This is a genomic window from Streptomyces klenkii, assembly GCF_003626645.1.
In the GTDB taxonomy this organism is placed as follows: Bacteria; Actinomycetota; Actinomycetes; order Streptomycetales; family Streptomycetaceae; genus Streptomyces; species Streptomyces klenkii.
This window is the reverse complement of record NZ_RBAM01000005.1, coordinates 372,161-386,642: the sequence shown is the minus strand read 5'-3', so window position 1 is coordinate 386,642 and position 14,482 is coordinate 372,161. Positions and strand designations below refer to the sequence as shown.

Sequence of the window (14,482 nt, the reverse complement as noted above, 5' to 3'; positions counted from 1 at the left end):
TGAACCGGTCATGAGGGGCTATAGCTGCTCTGCTACACGTAGGGGTTCTCGGTCGGGCGGTCGGCGTCGGTTGCCGCCTCGAGCAGCTCCGGCAGATCGGCGCCGTCGGCATCGCGTTGGTCGATCCACCACCCGGCCCGTGTGACCGTACGGACCTTCTCCTCGATCTCCGACCAGTCCGCGTCGTCGAGCTCGCCTTCGACGGCCAGGGCGATGTATGCGGCGGTCACCAGCTGGTGCCGGCACCGCACGGCCCACCCCAGCGCCTTCTCCGGGCCCTCCAGCGGCGGCATTTCGTAGCGCTGCTCCCACTCGGTGGCCGCTTCCTGCTCTTCGGCGCGCCGGGCGGCGAGCCACTGTTTCGTATCCGCAGGACTGCTCTCGCGGGCGGCCTTCCAGCAGTCGGAGCAGTCGCGGGCCTCAAGCCAGCGGGCGAAGCCGGCGCGTCGGTCGGCGGCGCGATCGGACAGGTCGTGCTCGGCCTGATGGCCGCACGTGTGGTTGATGGTCCAGTGAGTACGGACAGCCATGAAGTTCTCCAATTCGGCCGGGGCTTGAAGGGAATGAGGAGGGTCAGCGGCGGGCACGGTGACTGGGCGGCGCGGCAGCGCGCGGTGGCCGGCCCGGACCGGGCGGACCGAAGGGGTGCACGGTGTGCGGCCGAGACCCCGTACCGCGGAGCGTGGGTGCGGGGGATCGGGTGAGATCTTCGGTGAGCCGGACGACGTCGTCCCCGATCGCATCCAGCGCGGCAGTGGCATCGCGGAGCCGCCGGGCGGCATCGCCGGGGCTGAGGCCGGGGTGCTCGTCGAACCAGATGCTGGCCCTCTCCAACAGGTCATAGAGACCCGACAGATGACCACGCGGATCTTCGATCGCTTCCTGGAGCATGCGTGCCGCTTCTGCTGTGGAGCGTGCGCCGGCGACACGGTCGGCTGGTGTCAGACCCATGGGACCTCAACGGCGTATCTGGCTGCGGGGAGCCCACAGCGGAGGATTCTTCGGCTTGGGCGGAATGGGCTGGAGATCGGTACGGCTCTGCCAGGCAGCGGACTTCACGACCGCGGCCTGAGCGGTCGGCGTCGTCCGCTGCACCCTGCCCTGCGTCGTGGTCTGCTGCTGCTCGTTGGTGCGGCGCTGGGTGGCGGCCTGCTGAGGCGGTGCGGGGTCGAGGCTGATGTCGGCGGCGACCTGGTAGCGAGCGGCGCGCAGGGAGGCGATGGCCTGCCGGGTACGGCGTTCGCCGTCGTGCCCGGGGTTGGCCAGGGCGTAGAGCTTGCTGCCGGGGACGGGCTGGAAGCCCAGGAGCTTGAGCACGTGGTCGGCGACGAACAAGTCCTGCGTGTTCAGGGCGACGTAGTCGAATTCGGGGTGACGGCCGACGACGACATGGGGGTCTGGATTATCCACAGGGCTGTGCTCCGTACTGGGGGATAGCGTGAAGGGCTCACCGGCGGGGGCAACGAGGGAACGGCGGTGCCCGGAGGCACGCGGCTACGCTCAACGCCCGCGCGGGACACCACCGATGGCGGTGGTCCTGGCTGGCGTCGGGGATAGGGCTGTCGCAGTGGGGGTGGCGCGGGGGGTGTGGTGCTGGGCCAGCCGTCCGCCGCCGCCCACACGCTCCTGCGCCACCTCCACGAAGACGGCGCGAGGCTGCTCTACCACGGCGACTTCGACTGGGGCGGGCTGCGCATCGCGACCGTGCTGCTGCGCAGCGTGCCCTGGCACCCTTGGCGGTACACGGCCACCGACTACCGCGCCGTGGCCGCCGCCAACCCATCGTTGCCGCCTCTGACGGGCACACCCACCGAGGCCCCCTGGGACCCCGCCCTGGCACCGGCCCTCACCGAGCTCGGAGTCCGCGTCGAGGAGGAGACGGTCCTGGACCTGCTCCTCGCGGATCTTGCGTGATCGTGCGTGCCCAGGCCGTTTCGTCCGGGTCTACTTCCTCGACGCGGACGACTGCATGGGCCCCGAGGCACTGGAGCGCATGGTCACGGCGGCGGCACACCAGAACGGCTCGGCCGTCGTGCGCGGGCGGATCGTGGGGGCGGGTGGGCCGTCGTGCGCCTCAGTCGATGTTCCGGCGGAGCCAGCCCAAGACAGACGTGTTCGCCTTCAGCGTCTATGAGGGTTGACGATGAAAGCTCGTGCACAGCGCCGGACGGGCTGTGGCTCCGGGCCGTCCGGCGCTCAGGCGTGTCATTGGTCCCGGCGGGTGACGATTGTCCCTAGGATTGTGGGATGCATATAGCGAGCACGTTCCCCGGAGGGGTGAGCCGGTGAACAGGTCCGAGGCCACCGATGAGCAGTGGGAGGGTCTGGCCGAGGTCGTCCCGCTCCGTGGTCACCACGCATGGCCGTCCTGGCCCAATCACCGGGCCCTGCCCGAGGATGAGCAGGCGGCCGATCCCGATCAGCGGCGCATGGTCGTGCTGCGGGTCCAGATCTTCGCGGACGCCCGCGAGGTCGCCGAGCACCTGATGGCGCGGGTGCCGGTGCTGCTGGACCTCACCAGTGCCGACACGGACGTCGCCAAGCGCATCCTCGACTTCTCCAGCGGCGTCGTCTTCGGCCTGGGCAGTGGCATGCACCGGGTCGACACGAACGTCTTCCTGCTGACTCCCGAAGGGACGGAGGTGGCATCGGGGTACCCCGATCGTAGGAAAAGTGATCAGCCGAAACGGTTTGGCTGATTATGTGACACATACGGTCCGGGCATGGACACTCGCTGTGCCCGACCGGACGTTTCCTCCGGCGTTCCTTCCGCCGTCTCCTCCGCCTCTTCTACGCAGCGGCCCGTCGTAACCGAGTTACGGCTCTCCGCCTTCAAGTCGCACCGCAACGCCACCTTCGCGCTCGGCCCGCTCACCCTCTTCCGGGGGCCGAGCGGCTCCGGTAAGTCCAGTGCCCTCCAGGCGTACGGGGTGCTCGCGCGGCTGGCCGGCGGGGATGACCTGGGTGAGGCCCTGTCCATCGTCGACGGCGGCCCCGGGGCGTGCGTTCCTCAGCAGGCGCGGCCCGACGCCCAAGGGCGGCGCGGCTTCCGCATCGGCTGCACCGTCGAGGGGCCCGTGGGGCCCGTGCGGGTCGACGTCGCCGTGCAGGCCGAGCCCGAGCTCCGCATCGTCGGCGAACGGATGACGGGCTGCGGCCGCACCCTCCTCTCGACGGCCCTCCGGGACCCGGGGCGCCGCGCCGTGGAGGCCGCCTGGCACACGGCCGGCGCCGTCCCCGTCACCCGCGCGCCCCTGCCGGACGACCGGCTCGGCACCGCTCTGCTGCCCCTGCGTGTCGCGGGCAAGACCGCCGGGCAGCGCCTCGTCCTCGACGCCGCCGAGCAGGTCGTCGTGGCTCTGCGCGCGGTCTTCGCCTGCGACCCGCGCCCGGAGGTCATGCGGATGCCCGCCGTCGCCCATGACGGGCTGCTGCGCGGCGCCTGCGACAACATCGCCGCGGTCCTGGACCGTACGCGCCACGAGTGCGCGACCCGCCACGCGGCGCTCGTGGCGGCGGTGGGTGCCGGGTGCCGCGTCCCGGTGGCCGGGCTGGCCGTACGGGAAGCGGGCAGCGGCCTCGTGCAGGCCGTGCTGGAGCGGAAGCCCGGTGACGGGGTGCCGATGGCGCGGCTCGGGGACGGCGAGTTGCGCTACCTCGCGCTCTGCCTGGTGCTGATGACCGGCCCCGGAGTGCTGGACATGGACCCCGTCGGCGAGGTGCTTCAGGCGCGGCAGGCGCTCACCGTCCTCGCGGACGGCTTCGACCGCTGCCTGGACGCCCGGCAGGCGCGCGAGCTGCTCGCCCTGGCGGTACGGATGGGGGAGCGGGGGCATGTGCGGCTGGTGGGGGCGGTACGGGGGGCGGAGTTCGAGGCCGGCATCGAGGGTGTGTCGGTGGTAGATCTTGGGGGTGAATGCTGAACATCGAGAGGGCCGCCGAGCCGATCAAGGCCGGGAAGCGGACGGCGGGGAGAGTGAGCTGCGGGTGTTGCAGCGGCGTCTCGCGGACTTCGCGGCCGCGCGCCGCTGGCAGCCGTACCACACGCCCAAGAACCTCGTCGCGGCGCTCAGCGTCGAGGCGTCGGAACTGGTCGAGATCTTCCAGTGGTTGACTCCGGAGGAGTCGGCGCGGGTGATGGACCGGCCGGGGACGGCGGAGAAGGTCGAGGACGAGGTCGCCGACGTCCTGTCGTACCTGTTGCAGTTCTGCGAGGTGCTGGGCATCGACGCGGCCGCCGCCCTCGCCGCGAAGATCGAGCGCAACGAGAAGCGGTTCCCGGTGCCGGATCCGGTGCCGGATGGGGACACTCCGGATTCGCCGGATCGTCACTCTCCGGAGTGATTGAGTTATCCACACCCCATCTGGTATCCACAGATTTCTGAATTCCCCTGGCGTTTCCGGCGGTTAGTCATCACTCTGGGTAGTGAGAAGGTGTGGGCACGGCACAGTCGGGAAGTTGGGGGACCGGGTCATGGACGCAGTGCGGCTCATCGGAGCCACCCGGACGGCCCTGGCGCAGGCCAGGGCCGTCCACGACATCGTCACCGAGGCATGGCAGACCCAGGCGCTGGCGGGTGCGGTCGGCGGCCACCTCGCGGTCCACGGGCCCTTCGAGGCCCGCGCCGCCGCGGGAAGCCTGAGCGAGGCCGGGGCCCGCGCGTCCGGCGCGCTGCGTCAGACGCTGCGCGCCGGAGCGATACGGGCCGGGCAGCTCACCGAAGTCCGCGATCCCTGGGGCGCGTTGGCCGGGCTCTGCGGGCTTCTCGGGGAAGTGGGCATCGCCCTCGTGGGGGTCGCCTGCTCCTCCGACGAGGACGCCATGTACTGGCAGTGCATAGAAGCGATAGACGCCGCCGACGAGACGAGCGACAGAGTGCGCTGGTTACAGAGACGGCTCGCGTCGCGCGAGCGGGAAGGCGGTGCCGCGTGAGGCGCGGGCGGTCAGCGGGCATCCCTTCCGTCGACGGACGCGTCGACGGGCACGTCGATGGGCGCATCGACGGATGTGCCGACGGATGTGCCGGTGGATGTGCCGGTGGACGCTCCGGTGGATGTGCCGCTGGACGCACCAGCGGAGGCACCGGCAGGCGCACTGGCAGGCGTACCAGCAGGCGCCGGGTGCCCGTCGCGCGGCTGCAGGTCCGCGTCGAGCTGCGACAGGTCGGCATTGAGCGCGGCCATCAGCTCCTCCATCTGCTGGAGCAGGCCCTTGGGCGCGCCGGTCTGCCCGGCGGCGGGCTTTGCGGGCACCGTTTCGTCGGGCACGGCTTCCTGGGTCATCGCGGCCTCCTCGGCCCCGGCCCTCCCGGTGCGGGAGAGCGGTGTTGCAGTCGTCGCCTCCGGCAGGGTGCACCGGTGCGCGGGCCGGGCGGTCCGGCTCCGCCCGAGCCAACGACCACCGGCCGCGGCGGACACTGGCCGGAGCTCACCCGCTCGGCGGGGGCGGCGGAATTTCACCCGACCGGGGAGGGTGTACCGGCGCAGGGCGCAGTCGGTTGACGCCTGTTCGGCAGTGCAGGATGGAGGCATGGATCTGCGAATCTTCACCGAGCCCCAGCAAGGGGCGAGCTACGACACGCTGCTGACGGTCGCCAAGGCAACCGAGGACCTCGGCTTCGACGCCTTCTTCCGCTCCGACCACTACCTGGCCATGGGCTCCGCGGACGGCCTGCCCGGGCCGACCGACGCCTGGATCACCCTCGCGGGCCTCGCCCGTGAGACGCGCCGCATCCGGCTCGGCACCCTGATGACCGCGGGCACGTTCCGGCTGCCCGGCGTGCTGGCCATCCAGGTGGCGCAGGTGGACCAGATGTCCGGTGGGCGCGTCGAGCTGGGCCTGGGGGCGGGCTGGTTCGAGGAGGAGCACAAGGCCTACGGCATCCCCTTCCCGAAGGAGAAGTTCGGGCGCCTGGAGGAGCAGCTCGCCATCGTCACGGGCCTGTGGGAGACGGAGGTGGGCAAGACCTTCGACTTCGACGGCACGTACTACCGGCTCACCGACAGCCCGGCGCTGCCCAAGCCGGCGCAGGAGAAGCTGCCCGTGCTCATCGGCGGGCACGGTGCGAAGCGCACGCCGCGCCTCGCCGCGAAGTACGCCGACGAGTTCAACATCCCGTTCGCCTCGGTCGAGGACAGTGAGCGGCAGTTCGGCCGGGTGCGGGCGGCCGCGGAGGAGGCCGGCCGCAAGGGCGGCGACCTCGTGTACTCCAATGTGCTCGTCGCCTGCGTCGGCAAGGACGACGCGGAGGTCGCGCGACGGGCGGCGGTCATCGGGCGCGAGGTGGACGAGCTCAAGGAGAACGGGCTGGCCGGCTCCCCGGCCGAGGTGGTCGACAAGATCGGGCGGTACGCGGCCATCGGTTCGTCCCGGATCTACTTCCAGATCCTGGACCTGGACGACCTCGACCACCTGGAGCTGATCGCCTCCGAGGTCCAGTCCCAGCTGGGCTGACGCCGGCCCAGGCCCAGGCCCAGGCCCCGGCCCCGGCCCCGGCCCCGGGCATGGCCCCGGGCATGGCCCGGCATCGGCCCCGGTTCCTCCGGTTCCGGCCCCGTACCTGAGTCGGCCCCCACGACCCCCGTCCCCATTGAGGAGTTCCCCTGTGACGCCCGCCCCCACCGTTTCCTTCGCCGATGCGCTGGTGCGCGGTCCGCTCGTGCTCGACGGCGGGCTGTCCAACCAGCTGGCGGCGCAGGGCTGCGATCTGTCCGACGCCCTGTGGTCGGCCCGGCTGCTCGCCGACGACCCCGGGCAGATCGAGCAGGCGCACGCCGCGTACGTGCGGGCGGGCGCACAGGTCCTCATCACCGCCAGCTATCAGGCCACGTTCGAGGGCTTCGCGCGCCGCGGCCTGGGCCGGCGGCGGGCGGCGGAGCTGCTGCGGCGCAGCGTGGAGCTGGCCCGGAGCGCCGCGGAGAAGGAGGCACCGGGGAAGGACGTGTGGGTCGCGGCGTCCGTCGGCCCGTACGGTGCCTTTCTGGCCGACGGGAGCGAATACCGGGGCCGTTACGGGCTGAGCGTCGCGGAGCTGGAGCGCTTCCACCGGCCGCGGATCGAGACGCTGGTGGAAGCGGAGCCGGACGTGCTCGCGCTGGAGACCGTGCCGGACGTGGCCGAGGCGGAGGCGCTGCTGCGGGCCGTGGCGGGCTGCGGCGTGCCGGTATGGCTCTCGTACAGCGCGGCGGGGGAGCGCACCCGCGCGGGGCAGCCGCTGCGCGAGGCCTTCGCCCTGGCCGCCGGGAACGACCAGGTCGTCGCCGTGGGGGTCAACTGCTGCACCCCCGCCGACGCCGACGGGGCGGTCCGGACGGCGGCGGAGGCGGCCCGTAAGCCCGTCGTGGTCTACCCCAACAGCGGCGAGGAGTGGGATGCCGCCGCCCGGTCCTGGACGGGGCGGCCGGCCTTCGCGCCCGACCGCGTCACCACATGGCGCGCGGCCGGCGCCCGCCTCCTGGGCGGCTGCTGCCGCGTGGGGCCGGTTGAGATCGAGGCGCTGGCCCGCGCCCTCGCCACTGACCGCGCCCCAGGGACCGCGTAGCCCGGCCCCACCCCTCTGTCCCGGTCCCGGATCAGGCCTCAGCCCGGCCCAGCCCCCAGTTCCGCCGGTCGGCCAGCCAGTCACCGGGGCTGCGTACAGCAGCCGGAGCTCCGGAAGCAGTATCCGCCAATTCTCATGCACATCAGTCCAGTTGACGCAACCGCGGGCGCGGGCCACCGGTTCACGGCTAGCGTGGATACGGACGTGAACACAGCGTCACCGGGGGGCTTGAGGACCGGGGGTGTGGAGGGATGGCCCAGCAATCCACCGAGGCAGCAGTGAGGGTGAGGCCGGCGGATCTCGCGCCGGGAGCGGTGATCGCGCAGTCCCTGGACAACCAGTGGGTGACCGCGGAGCTGACCAGGGACATGGTCGCGCGCGGGAAGTCGCTCCAGGACGTCGGGAGCGAGCGGGACAAGGAGGTGCGGGCCGAGTACTTCCGCAGCCTGATCAACACCCGGCAGGTGGTGGCGAACCGGGTGTTCTTCTACAACAACGCGGCCGTAAGCTGCGATCTCCTGGAGGGCGGCGCGGCCCGCCGCGCGCACCAGAAGCTGCTGGCGCAGGGAGCCCTGGTGCCCTACCTGCTCAACGAGCGCGACCCCGCCGAGCCCCCGCGCCCCGGCCTGGACTACGACGCGAGGGCGTTCGCCGCCTGGCAGGAGACCCTCGAAGGGATGCCGGCCGGCGAGCGCGTGAAGTGCGTCCGGTTCTCCTGGGAGGACCAGGAGAACCGGGACGCGACCCGGACCGCGCTGTTCAACGCGTTCGCCGCGCGGGTGCAGGCGCTCACGGCGAAGGACATTCCCCTCCTCGCGCGCCAGGTCGGGGTCGCGGAACGGCAGCACCGGGCGTTCGCGGAGCGGATCGGCGAGGTGGTCCGGTGGAGCAACGAGCGCAGCATCCACGGGGACTTCGTCACGCGCAACCTGCTCTACGAGGAGTTCGTGACGGTGCCGGGCTCTCCGGTCTCCGAGGGCCGGTACGACCGGGCCAAGCCGTTCGCCGCGGAGATCAAACAGCTCCTCGACCTCATCTACAGCGTGAACCTCGCCGACGCCCTCGGCATGTATCCGCTCACCCCGGCCGGCAGCCTGCGCCGGGTCGCCCTCCAGGAATGGCGGGACGTCCGTACGTCCACGGGCGGTACGGTCACCGACCCCGAGCAGTTGCTGCTGTTCCTCAAGCGCCAGGCGTTCTCGACGGTCCAGGACCGGCTCGCCCTGACCCCCTCCGCCGTCGACGCGCTCGCCCTGGAGGACATCTGGAGCCTGCGCCAGAGCGGCGAATGGAACGCGTACATCCGCGCCTTCGACGAGCTGACCGCCGCCCCCGAGGCCTTCCAGGAGCGGGTGGGGCCGGTCTTCGACCGCTATGTCCGGCTCAACTCCGAGATCGTCCGCCTCGCCGAGGCCCGTGGCGGCCGGCGGGTGGGGGCCAACAAGTGGCTGCCCGTCATCGAGGTCGTCGTCACCGTCGGCGGCGCCGTCTTCACGGCGGTCACCGGCGACGAGTCCTGGAGCGTGGCCGGCAGCCTCGGCGGGATCTCGGCCAAGTACGGCGGCTCCGTACAGCTGGTGCTCCGCAACCGGCTGGAGGGGCGGCGCGAGCAGAAGTTCGCCCGGGAGATGGCCGCGGTCCGGTTCGACAGCACCCGGGAATGGGAAAGGTTCCACGGCATGGTGAGCAGACTGCCCGGCTACCGGGAGGAGGGCGGCTCCCCGGCCGTCACCGGCTCCGCCACCGTGCAGGACGACATCCCGGACTACTGACCGGAGCACCGAGCCTGTGCGAGAAGAGACCCGAGAAGAGACCGAGGCCACCCCGTACGAGCGGCTGCGCGACGCCCGCCCCGAGCTGTTCGGCAACAGCCCGGGCGGGATCGACATCCTCCTCGACCCCGCCGACGTCGAGGAGGCCCGGCGCGCGGCGGAAGGCATGGCAGGCGGTGCGGCCTCCGGTGCAGCCGCCGGTTCGGCGGACAGCACGGCGGACGATAGGGCGGCCGGTGCGTCCACACCCGTCGGCGTCGTCTACGCCGACCGCTTCGTCACCCTCGTGCGGGACGCCGTCCGTTTCCCCGGCGGCGCCCTCGGGCTCTACCTCCGCATGCTCTCCACCGCCGCGAGCCCCGGCGCCGTCGTCCTCCCGCTCACCACCACGGGCGACGTGGTCCTCGTCGAGCACTACCGCCACGCCACCCGCTCCTGGCACTGGGAAGTGCCCCGCGGCATGGGAGCGCCGGGCGCCACCGGCGCGGAAAGCGCCGTCCGGGAACTCGCGGAGGAAATCGGCGCGGAGGCCACCGAATTGATTTCCCTGGGCCGGGTGCACCCCGACAGCGGCCTGCTCGGTGATCACGTCGAGCTGTTCGCCGCCCGTATCGCCGGCTTCGGCCCGCCCGAGACCTCCGAAGGCATCCGGCGGATCGTCACCCGCCCCTGGTCCGAGGTCTCGGGGATGGTGGCGGCGGGGGAGATCACCTGTGGATTCACCATTGCGGTCCTCACCCGCGCGCTGCTGAACGGCCTCTTTCGGTAAAACAAGGCGCCCACGAAAACAAGGCACCCACGAAAAGAGTTAGGGGAAATCGCCCGTCCCGGGCGATACTCGACCGCGTGTTCCTGACGATATCCACCACCGGCACGGCCGGATCCCCCGCGACCGATCTCGGATTCCTGCTGCACAAGCACCCTGACAAGGCGCAGCGTTTTTCCACCTCCCACGGCACCGCGCACGTCCTCTACCCCGAGGCCGGCGCGGAGCGCTGCACCGCCGCGCTGCTGCTGGAGATCGATCCGGTCGCGCTGGTGCGGCGGGCGAAGGACAAGAACCGCGGCGGAGCGCCCGACTCCGCCCTCGCCCAGTACGTCAACGACCGCCCGTACGCGGCGTCCTCGCTGCTCGCGGTCGCCATCGGCAACGTCTTCTCCACCGCGCTGAAGGGCCAGTGCGCCGCCCGGCCGGAGCTGCCGGGGGCCGCGCGCCCGCTGCGCATCGAGGTGCCGGTGCTGCCCGCCCGCGGCGGCGCGGCGCTGGTGGAGCGGCTGTTCGCGCCGCTGGGCTGGACGGTCGTCGCCGAGCCGATAGCGCTGGACGAGACGTTCCCGCAGTGGGGCGACTCGCGCTACGTACGCCTGGTGCTGGAGGGCGAGCAGCGGCTCGCGGACGCCCTGCGCCACCTCTACGTCCTCCTGCCGGTCCTCGACGACGCCAAGCACTACTGGGTGGCGCCCGACGAGGTCGAGAAGCTGCTGCGGGCAGGCGAGGGCTGGCTGGAGAGCCACCCCGAACAGCGCCTGATCGCCGGCCGCTACCTGGGCCGCCGCTGGTCGCTGACCCGCGACGCCCTGGAGCGGCTGGCCCTCGCACGCCTCGCCGAGTCCGACGACACCGAGGCCGAGGCGCTCGACAACGCCGTCGACGAGGAGACGGACACCGAGGAGCGGCCCGTTCCGCTGGCCGTCCAGCGCCGCGCGGCGATCCTCGACGCCCTGCGCGCCGCCGGTGCCGCGCGCGTCCTCGACCTCGGCTGCGGCCAGGGCCAGCTCGTGGGCGAGCTGCTGAAGGACCCGCGGTTCACCGAGGTGGCCGGCACGGACGTCTCGCCGCGCGCCCTCGCGGTGGCCGCGCGCCGGCTGCGGCTGGACCGGATGACCGAGCGGCAGGCGGCGCGGGTCAGGCTGTTCCAGGGCTCGCTCGCGTACACCGACCGCAGGCTGGCCGGGTACGACGCGGCCGTGCTCAGCGAGGTGATCGAGCACCTCGACCTGCCGCGGCTGCCCGCGCTGGAGCACGCGGTGTTCGGCGCGGCCCGCCCCGCGACGGTCGTCGTCACCACTCCGAACGTCGAATACAACGTGCGCTGGGAGACCCTGCCCGCCGGGCACGTGCGGCACTCCGACCACCGGTTCGAGTGGACGCGCGAGGAGTTCCGCACCTGGGCGGCGGAGGTCGCGGATCGCTACGGCTACGAGGTCGCGTACGTGCCCGTGGGGCCGGACGACCCGGAGGTCGGGCCGCCCACCCAGATGGGGGTCTTTACTCGCAAGGAAAAAGAGTCGGAGCAGGAGAAGGCCGCATGACCAGTACGGAAACCACCGCGGCTGCCGGCACGGCGAAGCGCACCCTCGCCGTCACCGACCTCTCCCTCGTGGTCCTGATCGGCGCGACCGGCTCCGGCAAGTCCACCTTCGCCCGCAAGCACTTCAAGCCCACCGAAGTGATCTCCTCGGACTTCTGCCGCGGCCTCGTCGCCGACGACGAGAACGACCAGAGCGCCAGCGGCGACGCCTTCGACGTCCTGCACTACATCGCGGGCAAGCGCCTCGCCGCCGGCCGCCTCACCGTCGTCGACGCGACCAACGTCCAGGCCGAGGCCCGCAGGCAGCTGGTGCGGGTCGCCCGCGAGCACGACGTGCTGCCCATCGCCATCGTCCTCGACCTGCCCGAGGAGGTGTGCGCCGCGCGCAACGCAGGCCGCTCCGACCGGGCCGGCCTGCCCCGCCACGTCATCCAGCGCCACCGCCGCGAGCTGCGCCGCTCGCTGCGCGGCCTGGAGCGCGAGGGCTTCCGCAAGGTGCACGTGCTGCGCAGCGCGGAGGAGGTGGAGGCCGCCGAGGTCGTCCTGGAGCGCCGCTTCAACGACCTGCGGCACCTCACCGGCCCCTTCGACATCATCGGTGACATCCACGGGTGCAGCTCCGAACTCGAAACGCTCCTCGCGAAGCTGGGGTACGAGGACGGCGCCCACCCCGCCGGCCGTACGGCCGTCTTCGTCGGCGACCTCGTCGACCGCGGCCCCGACAGCCCGGGCGTGCTGCGCCGCGTCATGGGCATGGTCGCCGCGGGCAACGCCCTGTGCGTGCCGGGCAACCACGAGAACAAGCTCGGCCGCTGGCTGAAGGGCAAGAAGGTCCAGCACAGCCACGGCCTGGCCGAGACCATCGAGCAGCTGGAGCGCGTGGACGCCGAGGACCCCGCCTTCCGCGAGCGGGTGCGGGAGTTCATCGACGGCCTCGTCAGCCACTACGTCCTCGACGGCGGCAAGCTGGTGGTCTGCCACGCGGGCCTGCCGGAGAAGTACCACGGCCGCACCTCGGGGCGCGTGCGCTCGCACGCGCTGTACGGGGACACGACGGGCGAGACCGACGAGTTCGGCCTGCCCGTGCGCTACCCGTGGGCCGAGGACTACCGCGGCCGCGCCGCCGTCGTCTACGGCCACACCCCGAACCCGTCCGCCACGTGGCTGAACAACACCATCTGCCTCGACACCGGCGCCGTCTTCGGCGGGAAGATGACCGCGCTGCGCTGGCCCGAGCGCGAGCTGGTGGACGTACCGGCCGAGCAGGTCTGGTACGAGCCGGCCCGGCCGCTGGCGAGCGACGCGCCCGGCGGCGCGGACGGCCGCCCGCTCGACCTGACCGACGTCACGGGCCGCCGCGTCGTCGAGACCCGGCACATGGGCCGCGTCGCCGTGAAGGAGGAGAACGCCGCGGCCGCGCTGGAGGTCATGAGCCGCTTCGCCGTCGACCCGCGGCTGCTGCCCTACCTCCCGCCGACCATGGCGCCGTGCGCGACCTCCCAGGAGGAGGGCTACCTGGAGCACCCGGCGGAGGCGTTCGCCGCCTACCGCGCCGACGGGGTGCGGCAGGTGGTGTGCGAGGAGAAGCACATGGGCTCGCGGGCCGTGGCCCTCGTGTGCCGTGACGCGGACGTGGCGCGGGAGCGCTTCGGCGCGACCGGCGGGGTGAGCGGCGCGCTGTACACCCGCACCGGCCGGCCGTTCTTCGACGACCCCGCGATGACCGAGCGCGTCCTCCGGCGGCTGAGCAGGACGGCCGGTTCGGCCGGGCTGTGGGAGGAGCTGGAGACCGACTGGCTGCTGCTGGACGCCGAGCTCATGCCCTGGTCGCTCAAGGCGCAGGGGCTGCTGCGTCACCAGTACGCGGCGGTGGGGGCCGCGTCCGGCGCGGTCTTCCCGCCGGCGCTCGCCGCGCTGGAGGCGGCGGCCGGCCGCGGCGTGGACGTGTCCGGGCTGCTGGACCGGCAGCGTGAGCGGGCCGCGGACGCGGCCGCCTTCACCGAGGCGTACCGCCGCTACTGCTGGACCACCGGCGACAGCGCGCAGGGCTGGCCGGGGGAGCAGGCGGAAACGCACGCCCCGCGCCGGGTCGGCGACCGGGGCACGGACGGCCTCGACGGCATCCGGATGGCGCCGTTCCAGATCCTGGCGGTGCAGGGCCGCAGCCTGGCCGCGCTCCCGCACGGCGAGCAGCTCGCCCTGATCGACCGGATGATCGAGGCGGAGACGCACGGCTCCGAGGCGAACAACGGCCTCTGCGCGTACACCCCGGTGTACATGAACCGCCTGCTCGCCCCGACCCGCCGTCTGGTCGTCGACACCGAGGACGAGGCGTCGGTCGCCGCCGGCGTGCAGTGGTGGCTGGATCTGACGGGTGCCGGCGGCGAGGGCATGGTCGTCAAGCCGTTGCAGGCGCTCGTACGGACCGAGGGCGGACGGCTGGTCCAGCCGGGCGTCAAGTGCCGCGGCCGGGAGTACCTGCGGATCATCTACGGCCCCGAGTACACCCGCCCGGACAACCTGACCCGCCTGCGCGCACGCCACCTCGGCCACAAGCGCTCGCTCGCCCTGCGCGAGTACGCGCTCGGCCTGGAGGCGCTGGACCGGCTGGCGGAGGGCGAGCCGCTGTGGCGGGTGCACGAGGCGGTCTTCGGGGTGCTCGCCCTGGAGTCCGAGCCGGTGGACCCGCGGCTGTAGGCGCCGCGGGCCGGGTCGCCTCGCACGTACGGGTACGGGTGGCCGCCTATTCCGCCTATTCCGCCGGACTCGCACCGCAGGGGTTGCTCGCCGCTGCGGCGGGTGCAATGCGCCGGGGGACACCGTCCGGCCTCCGGCCGGGCCCGGGGCCGCGGCGCGC

Annotated in this window: 15 protein-coding genes; 11 read left to right on the top strand and 4 right to left on the bottom strand. The window is 72.6% G+C overall.

What is annotated here, in order from left to right; genetic code table 11:
* Nucleotides 1–32: 32 nt before the first annotated feature.
* From D7231_RS14820 to D7231_RS14815, 3 genes are all read right to left on the bottom strand, one after another.
* Nucleotides 33–530, bottom strand: coding sequence for a hypothetical protein (locus D7231_RS14820; RefSeq protein ID WP_120756051.1), 498 nt, complete (start codon nt 528–530; stop codon nt 33–35).
* A gap of 43 nt (nt 531–573) precedes the next feature.
* The gene (locus D7231_RS36500; protein ID WP_158673758.1) at nt 574–891 is read right to left on the bottom strand and encodes a hypothetical protein; all 318 of its coding nucleotides are present in this window, start codon (nt 889–891) and stop codon (nt 574–576) included.
* A 66-nt stretch (nt 892–957) separates the two neighbouring features.
* A complete protein-coding gene (locus D7231_RS14815; RefSeq protein ID WP_120755880.1) occupies nt 958–1,410 on the bottom strand; it encodes a hypothetical protein in 453 nt (150 codons plus the stop codon).
* 177 nt (nt 1,411–1,587) lie between these two features.
* On the opposite strand from D7231_RS14815, the gene D7231_RS14810 reads away from it, so the two are divergent.
* The 5 genes from D7231_RS14810 to D7231_RS14790 all read left to right on the top strand — a co-directional run bounded on the left by D7231_RS14810 (nt 1,588) and on the right by D7231_RS14790 (nt 4,933).
* Complete coding sequence (locus D7231_RS14810) at nt 1,588–1,914, top strand: DUF2399 domain-containing protein (protein WP_120755879.1); 327 nt, start codon at nt 1,588–1,590, stop codon at nt 1,912–1,914.
* A gap of 371 nt (nt 1,915–2,285) precedes the next feature.
* Nucleotides 2,286–2,699, top strand: a complete 414-nt coding sequence (locus D7231_RS14805) for a cell division protein SepF (RefSeq protein WP_120755878.1) — start codon at nt 2,286–2,288, stop codon at nt 2,697–2,699.
* Between the two features lie 24 nt (nt 2,700–2,723).
* Entirely contained in the window at nt 2,724–3,923 is a 1,200-nt protein-coding gene (locus tag D7231_RS14800) for an AAA family ATPase (RefSeq protein WP_120755877.1), read from the top strand.
* 58 nt (nt 3,924–3,981) lie between these two features.
* Nucleotides 3,982–4,344: a nucleotide pyrophosphohydrolase gene (locus tag D7231_RS14795; RefSeq protein WP_120756050.1), complete on the top strand. Its 363-nt coding sequence runs from the start codon at nt 3,982–3,984 to the stop codon at nt 4,342–4,344.
* A gap of 130 nt (nt 4,345–4,474) precedes the next feature.
* Nucleotides 4,475–4,933, top strand: coding sequence for a DUF6099 family protein (locus tag D7231_RS14790; RefSeq protein WP_120755876.1), 459 nt, complete (start codon nt 4,475–4,477; stop codon nt 4,931–4,933).
* Nucleotides 4,934–4,944: 11 nt separating this feature from the next.
* Here the strand turns inward: D7231_RS14790 and D7231_RS14785 are convergent, their stop codons facing one another.
* Nucleotides 4,945–5,283 carry a hypothetical protein gene (locus D7231_RS14785; RefSeq protein WP_120755875.1) on the bottom strand — a complete coding sequence of 113 codons (339 nt, stop codon included), beginning with the start codon at nt 5,281–5,283 and terminating at the stop codon, nt 4,945–4,947.
* A 247-nt stretch (nt 5,284–5,530) separates the two neighbouring features.
* On the opposite strand from D7231_RS14785, the gene D7231_RS14780 reads away from it, so the two are divergent.
* The 6 genes from D7231_RS14780 to D7231_RS14755 all read left to right on the top strand — a co-directional run bounded on the left by D7231_RS14780 (nt 5,531) and on the right by D7231_RS14755 (nt 14,322).
* Nucleotides 5,531–6,454: an LLM class F420-dependent oxidoreductase gene (locus D7231_RS14780; protein ID WP_120755874.1), complete on the top strand. Its 924-nt coding sequence runs from the start codon at nt 5,531–5,533 to the stop codon at nt 6,452–6,454.
* A 151-nt stretch (nt 6,455–6,605) separates the two neighbouring features.
* Nucleotides 6,606–7,541, top strand: a complete 936-nt coding sequence (mmuM, locus tag D7231_RS14775) for a homocysteine S-methyltransferase (RefSeq protein ID WP_120755873.1) — start codon at nt 6,606–6,608, stop codon at nt 7,539–7,541.
* Between the two features lie 314 nt (nt 7,542–7,855).
* Nucleotides 7,856–9,313 (top strand): hypothetical protein, encoded by a 1,458-nt coding sequence (locus tag D7231_RS14770; protein ID WP_241999713.1) that lies wholly within the window; start codon nt 7,856–7,858, stop codon nt 9,311–9,313.
* Between the two features lie 16 nt (nt 9,314–9,329).
* Entirely contained in the window at nt 9,330–10,082 is a 753-nt protein-coding gene (locus D7231_RS14765; RefSeq protein WP_120755871.1) for an NUDIX hydrolase, read from the top strand.
* A gap of 77 nt (nt 10,083–10,159) precedes the next feature.
* Nucleotides 10,160–11,626: a 3' terminal RNA ribose 2'-O-methyltransferase Hen1 gene (locus D7231_RS14760; RefSeq protein ID WP_120755870.1), complete on the top strand. Its 1,467-nt coding sequence runs from the start codon at nt 10,160–10,162 to the stop codon at nt 11,624–11,626.
* Nucleotides 11,623–14,322 carry a polynucleotide kinase-phosphatase gene (locus D7231_RS14755; protein WP_120755869.1) on the top strand — a complete coding sequence of 900 codons (2,700 nt, stop codon included), beginning with the start codon at nt 11,623–11,625 and terminating at the stop codon, nt 14,320–14,322. The genes D7231_RS14760 and D7231_RS14755 overlap by 4 nt, the downstream gene beginning before the upstream one ends.
* Nucleotides 14,323–14,482 lie beyond the last annotated feature (160 nt).

What these genes read in the sequence shown, in the direction of transcription:
- D7231_RS14820 (WP_120756051.1), bottom strand. Translation starts at nt 530, where the DNA reads ATGGCTGTCCGTACTCACTGGACCATCAACCACACGTGCGGCCATCAG.
- D7231_RS14790 (WP_120755876.1), top strand. Translation starts at nt 4,475, where the DNA reads ATGGACGCAGTGCGGCTCATCGGAGCCACCCGGACGGCCCTGGCGCAG.
- D7231_RS36500 (WP_158673758.1), bottom strand. Translation starts at nt 891, where the DNA reads ATGCTCCAGGAAGCGATCGAAGATCCGCGTGGTCATCTGTCGGGTCTC.
- D7231_RS14785 (WP_120755875.1), bottom strand. Translation starts at nt 5,283, where the DNA reads ATGACCCAGGAAGCCGTGCCCGACGAAACGGTGCCCGCAAAGCCCGCC.
- D7231_RS14780 (WP_120755874.1), top strand. Translation starts at nt 5,531, where the DNA reads ATGGATCTGCGAATCTTCACCGAGCCCCAGCAAGGGGCGAGCTACGAC.
- D7231_RS14800 (WP_120755877.1), top strand. Translation starts at nt 2,724, where the DNA reads ATGGACACTCGCTGTGCCCGACCGGACGTTTCCTCCGGCGTTCCTTCC.
- D7231_RS14755 (WP_120755869.1), top strand. Translation starts at nt 11,623, where the DNA reads ATGACCAGTACGGAAACCACCGCGGCTGCCGGCACGGCGAAGCGCACC.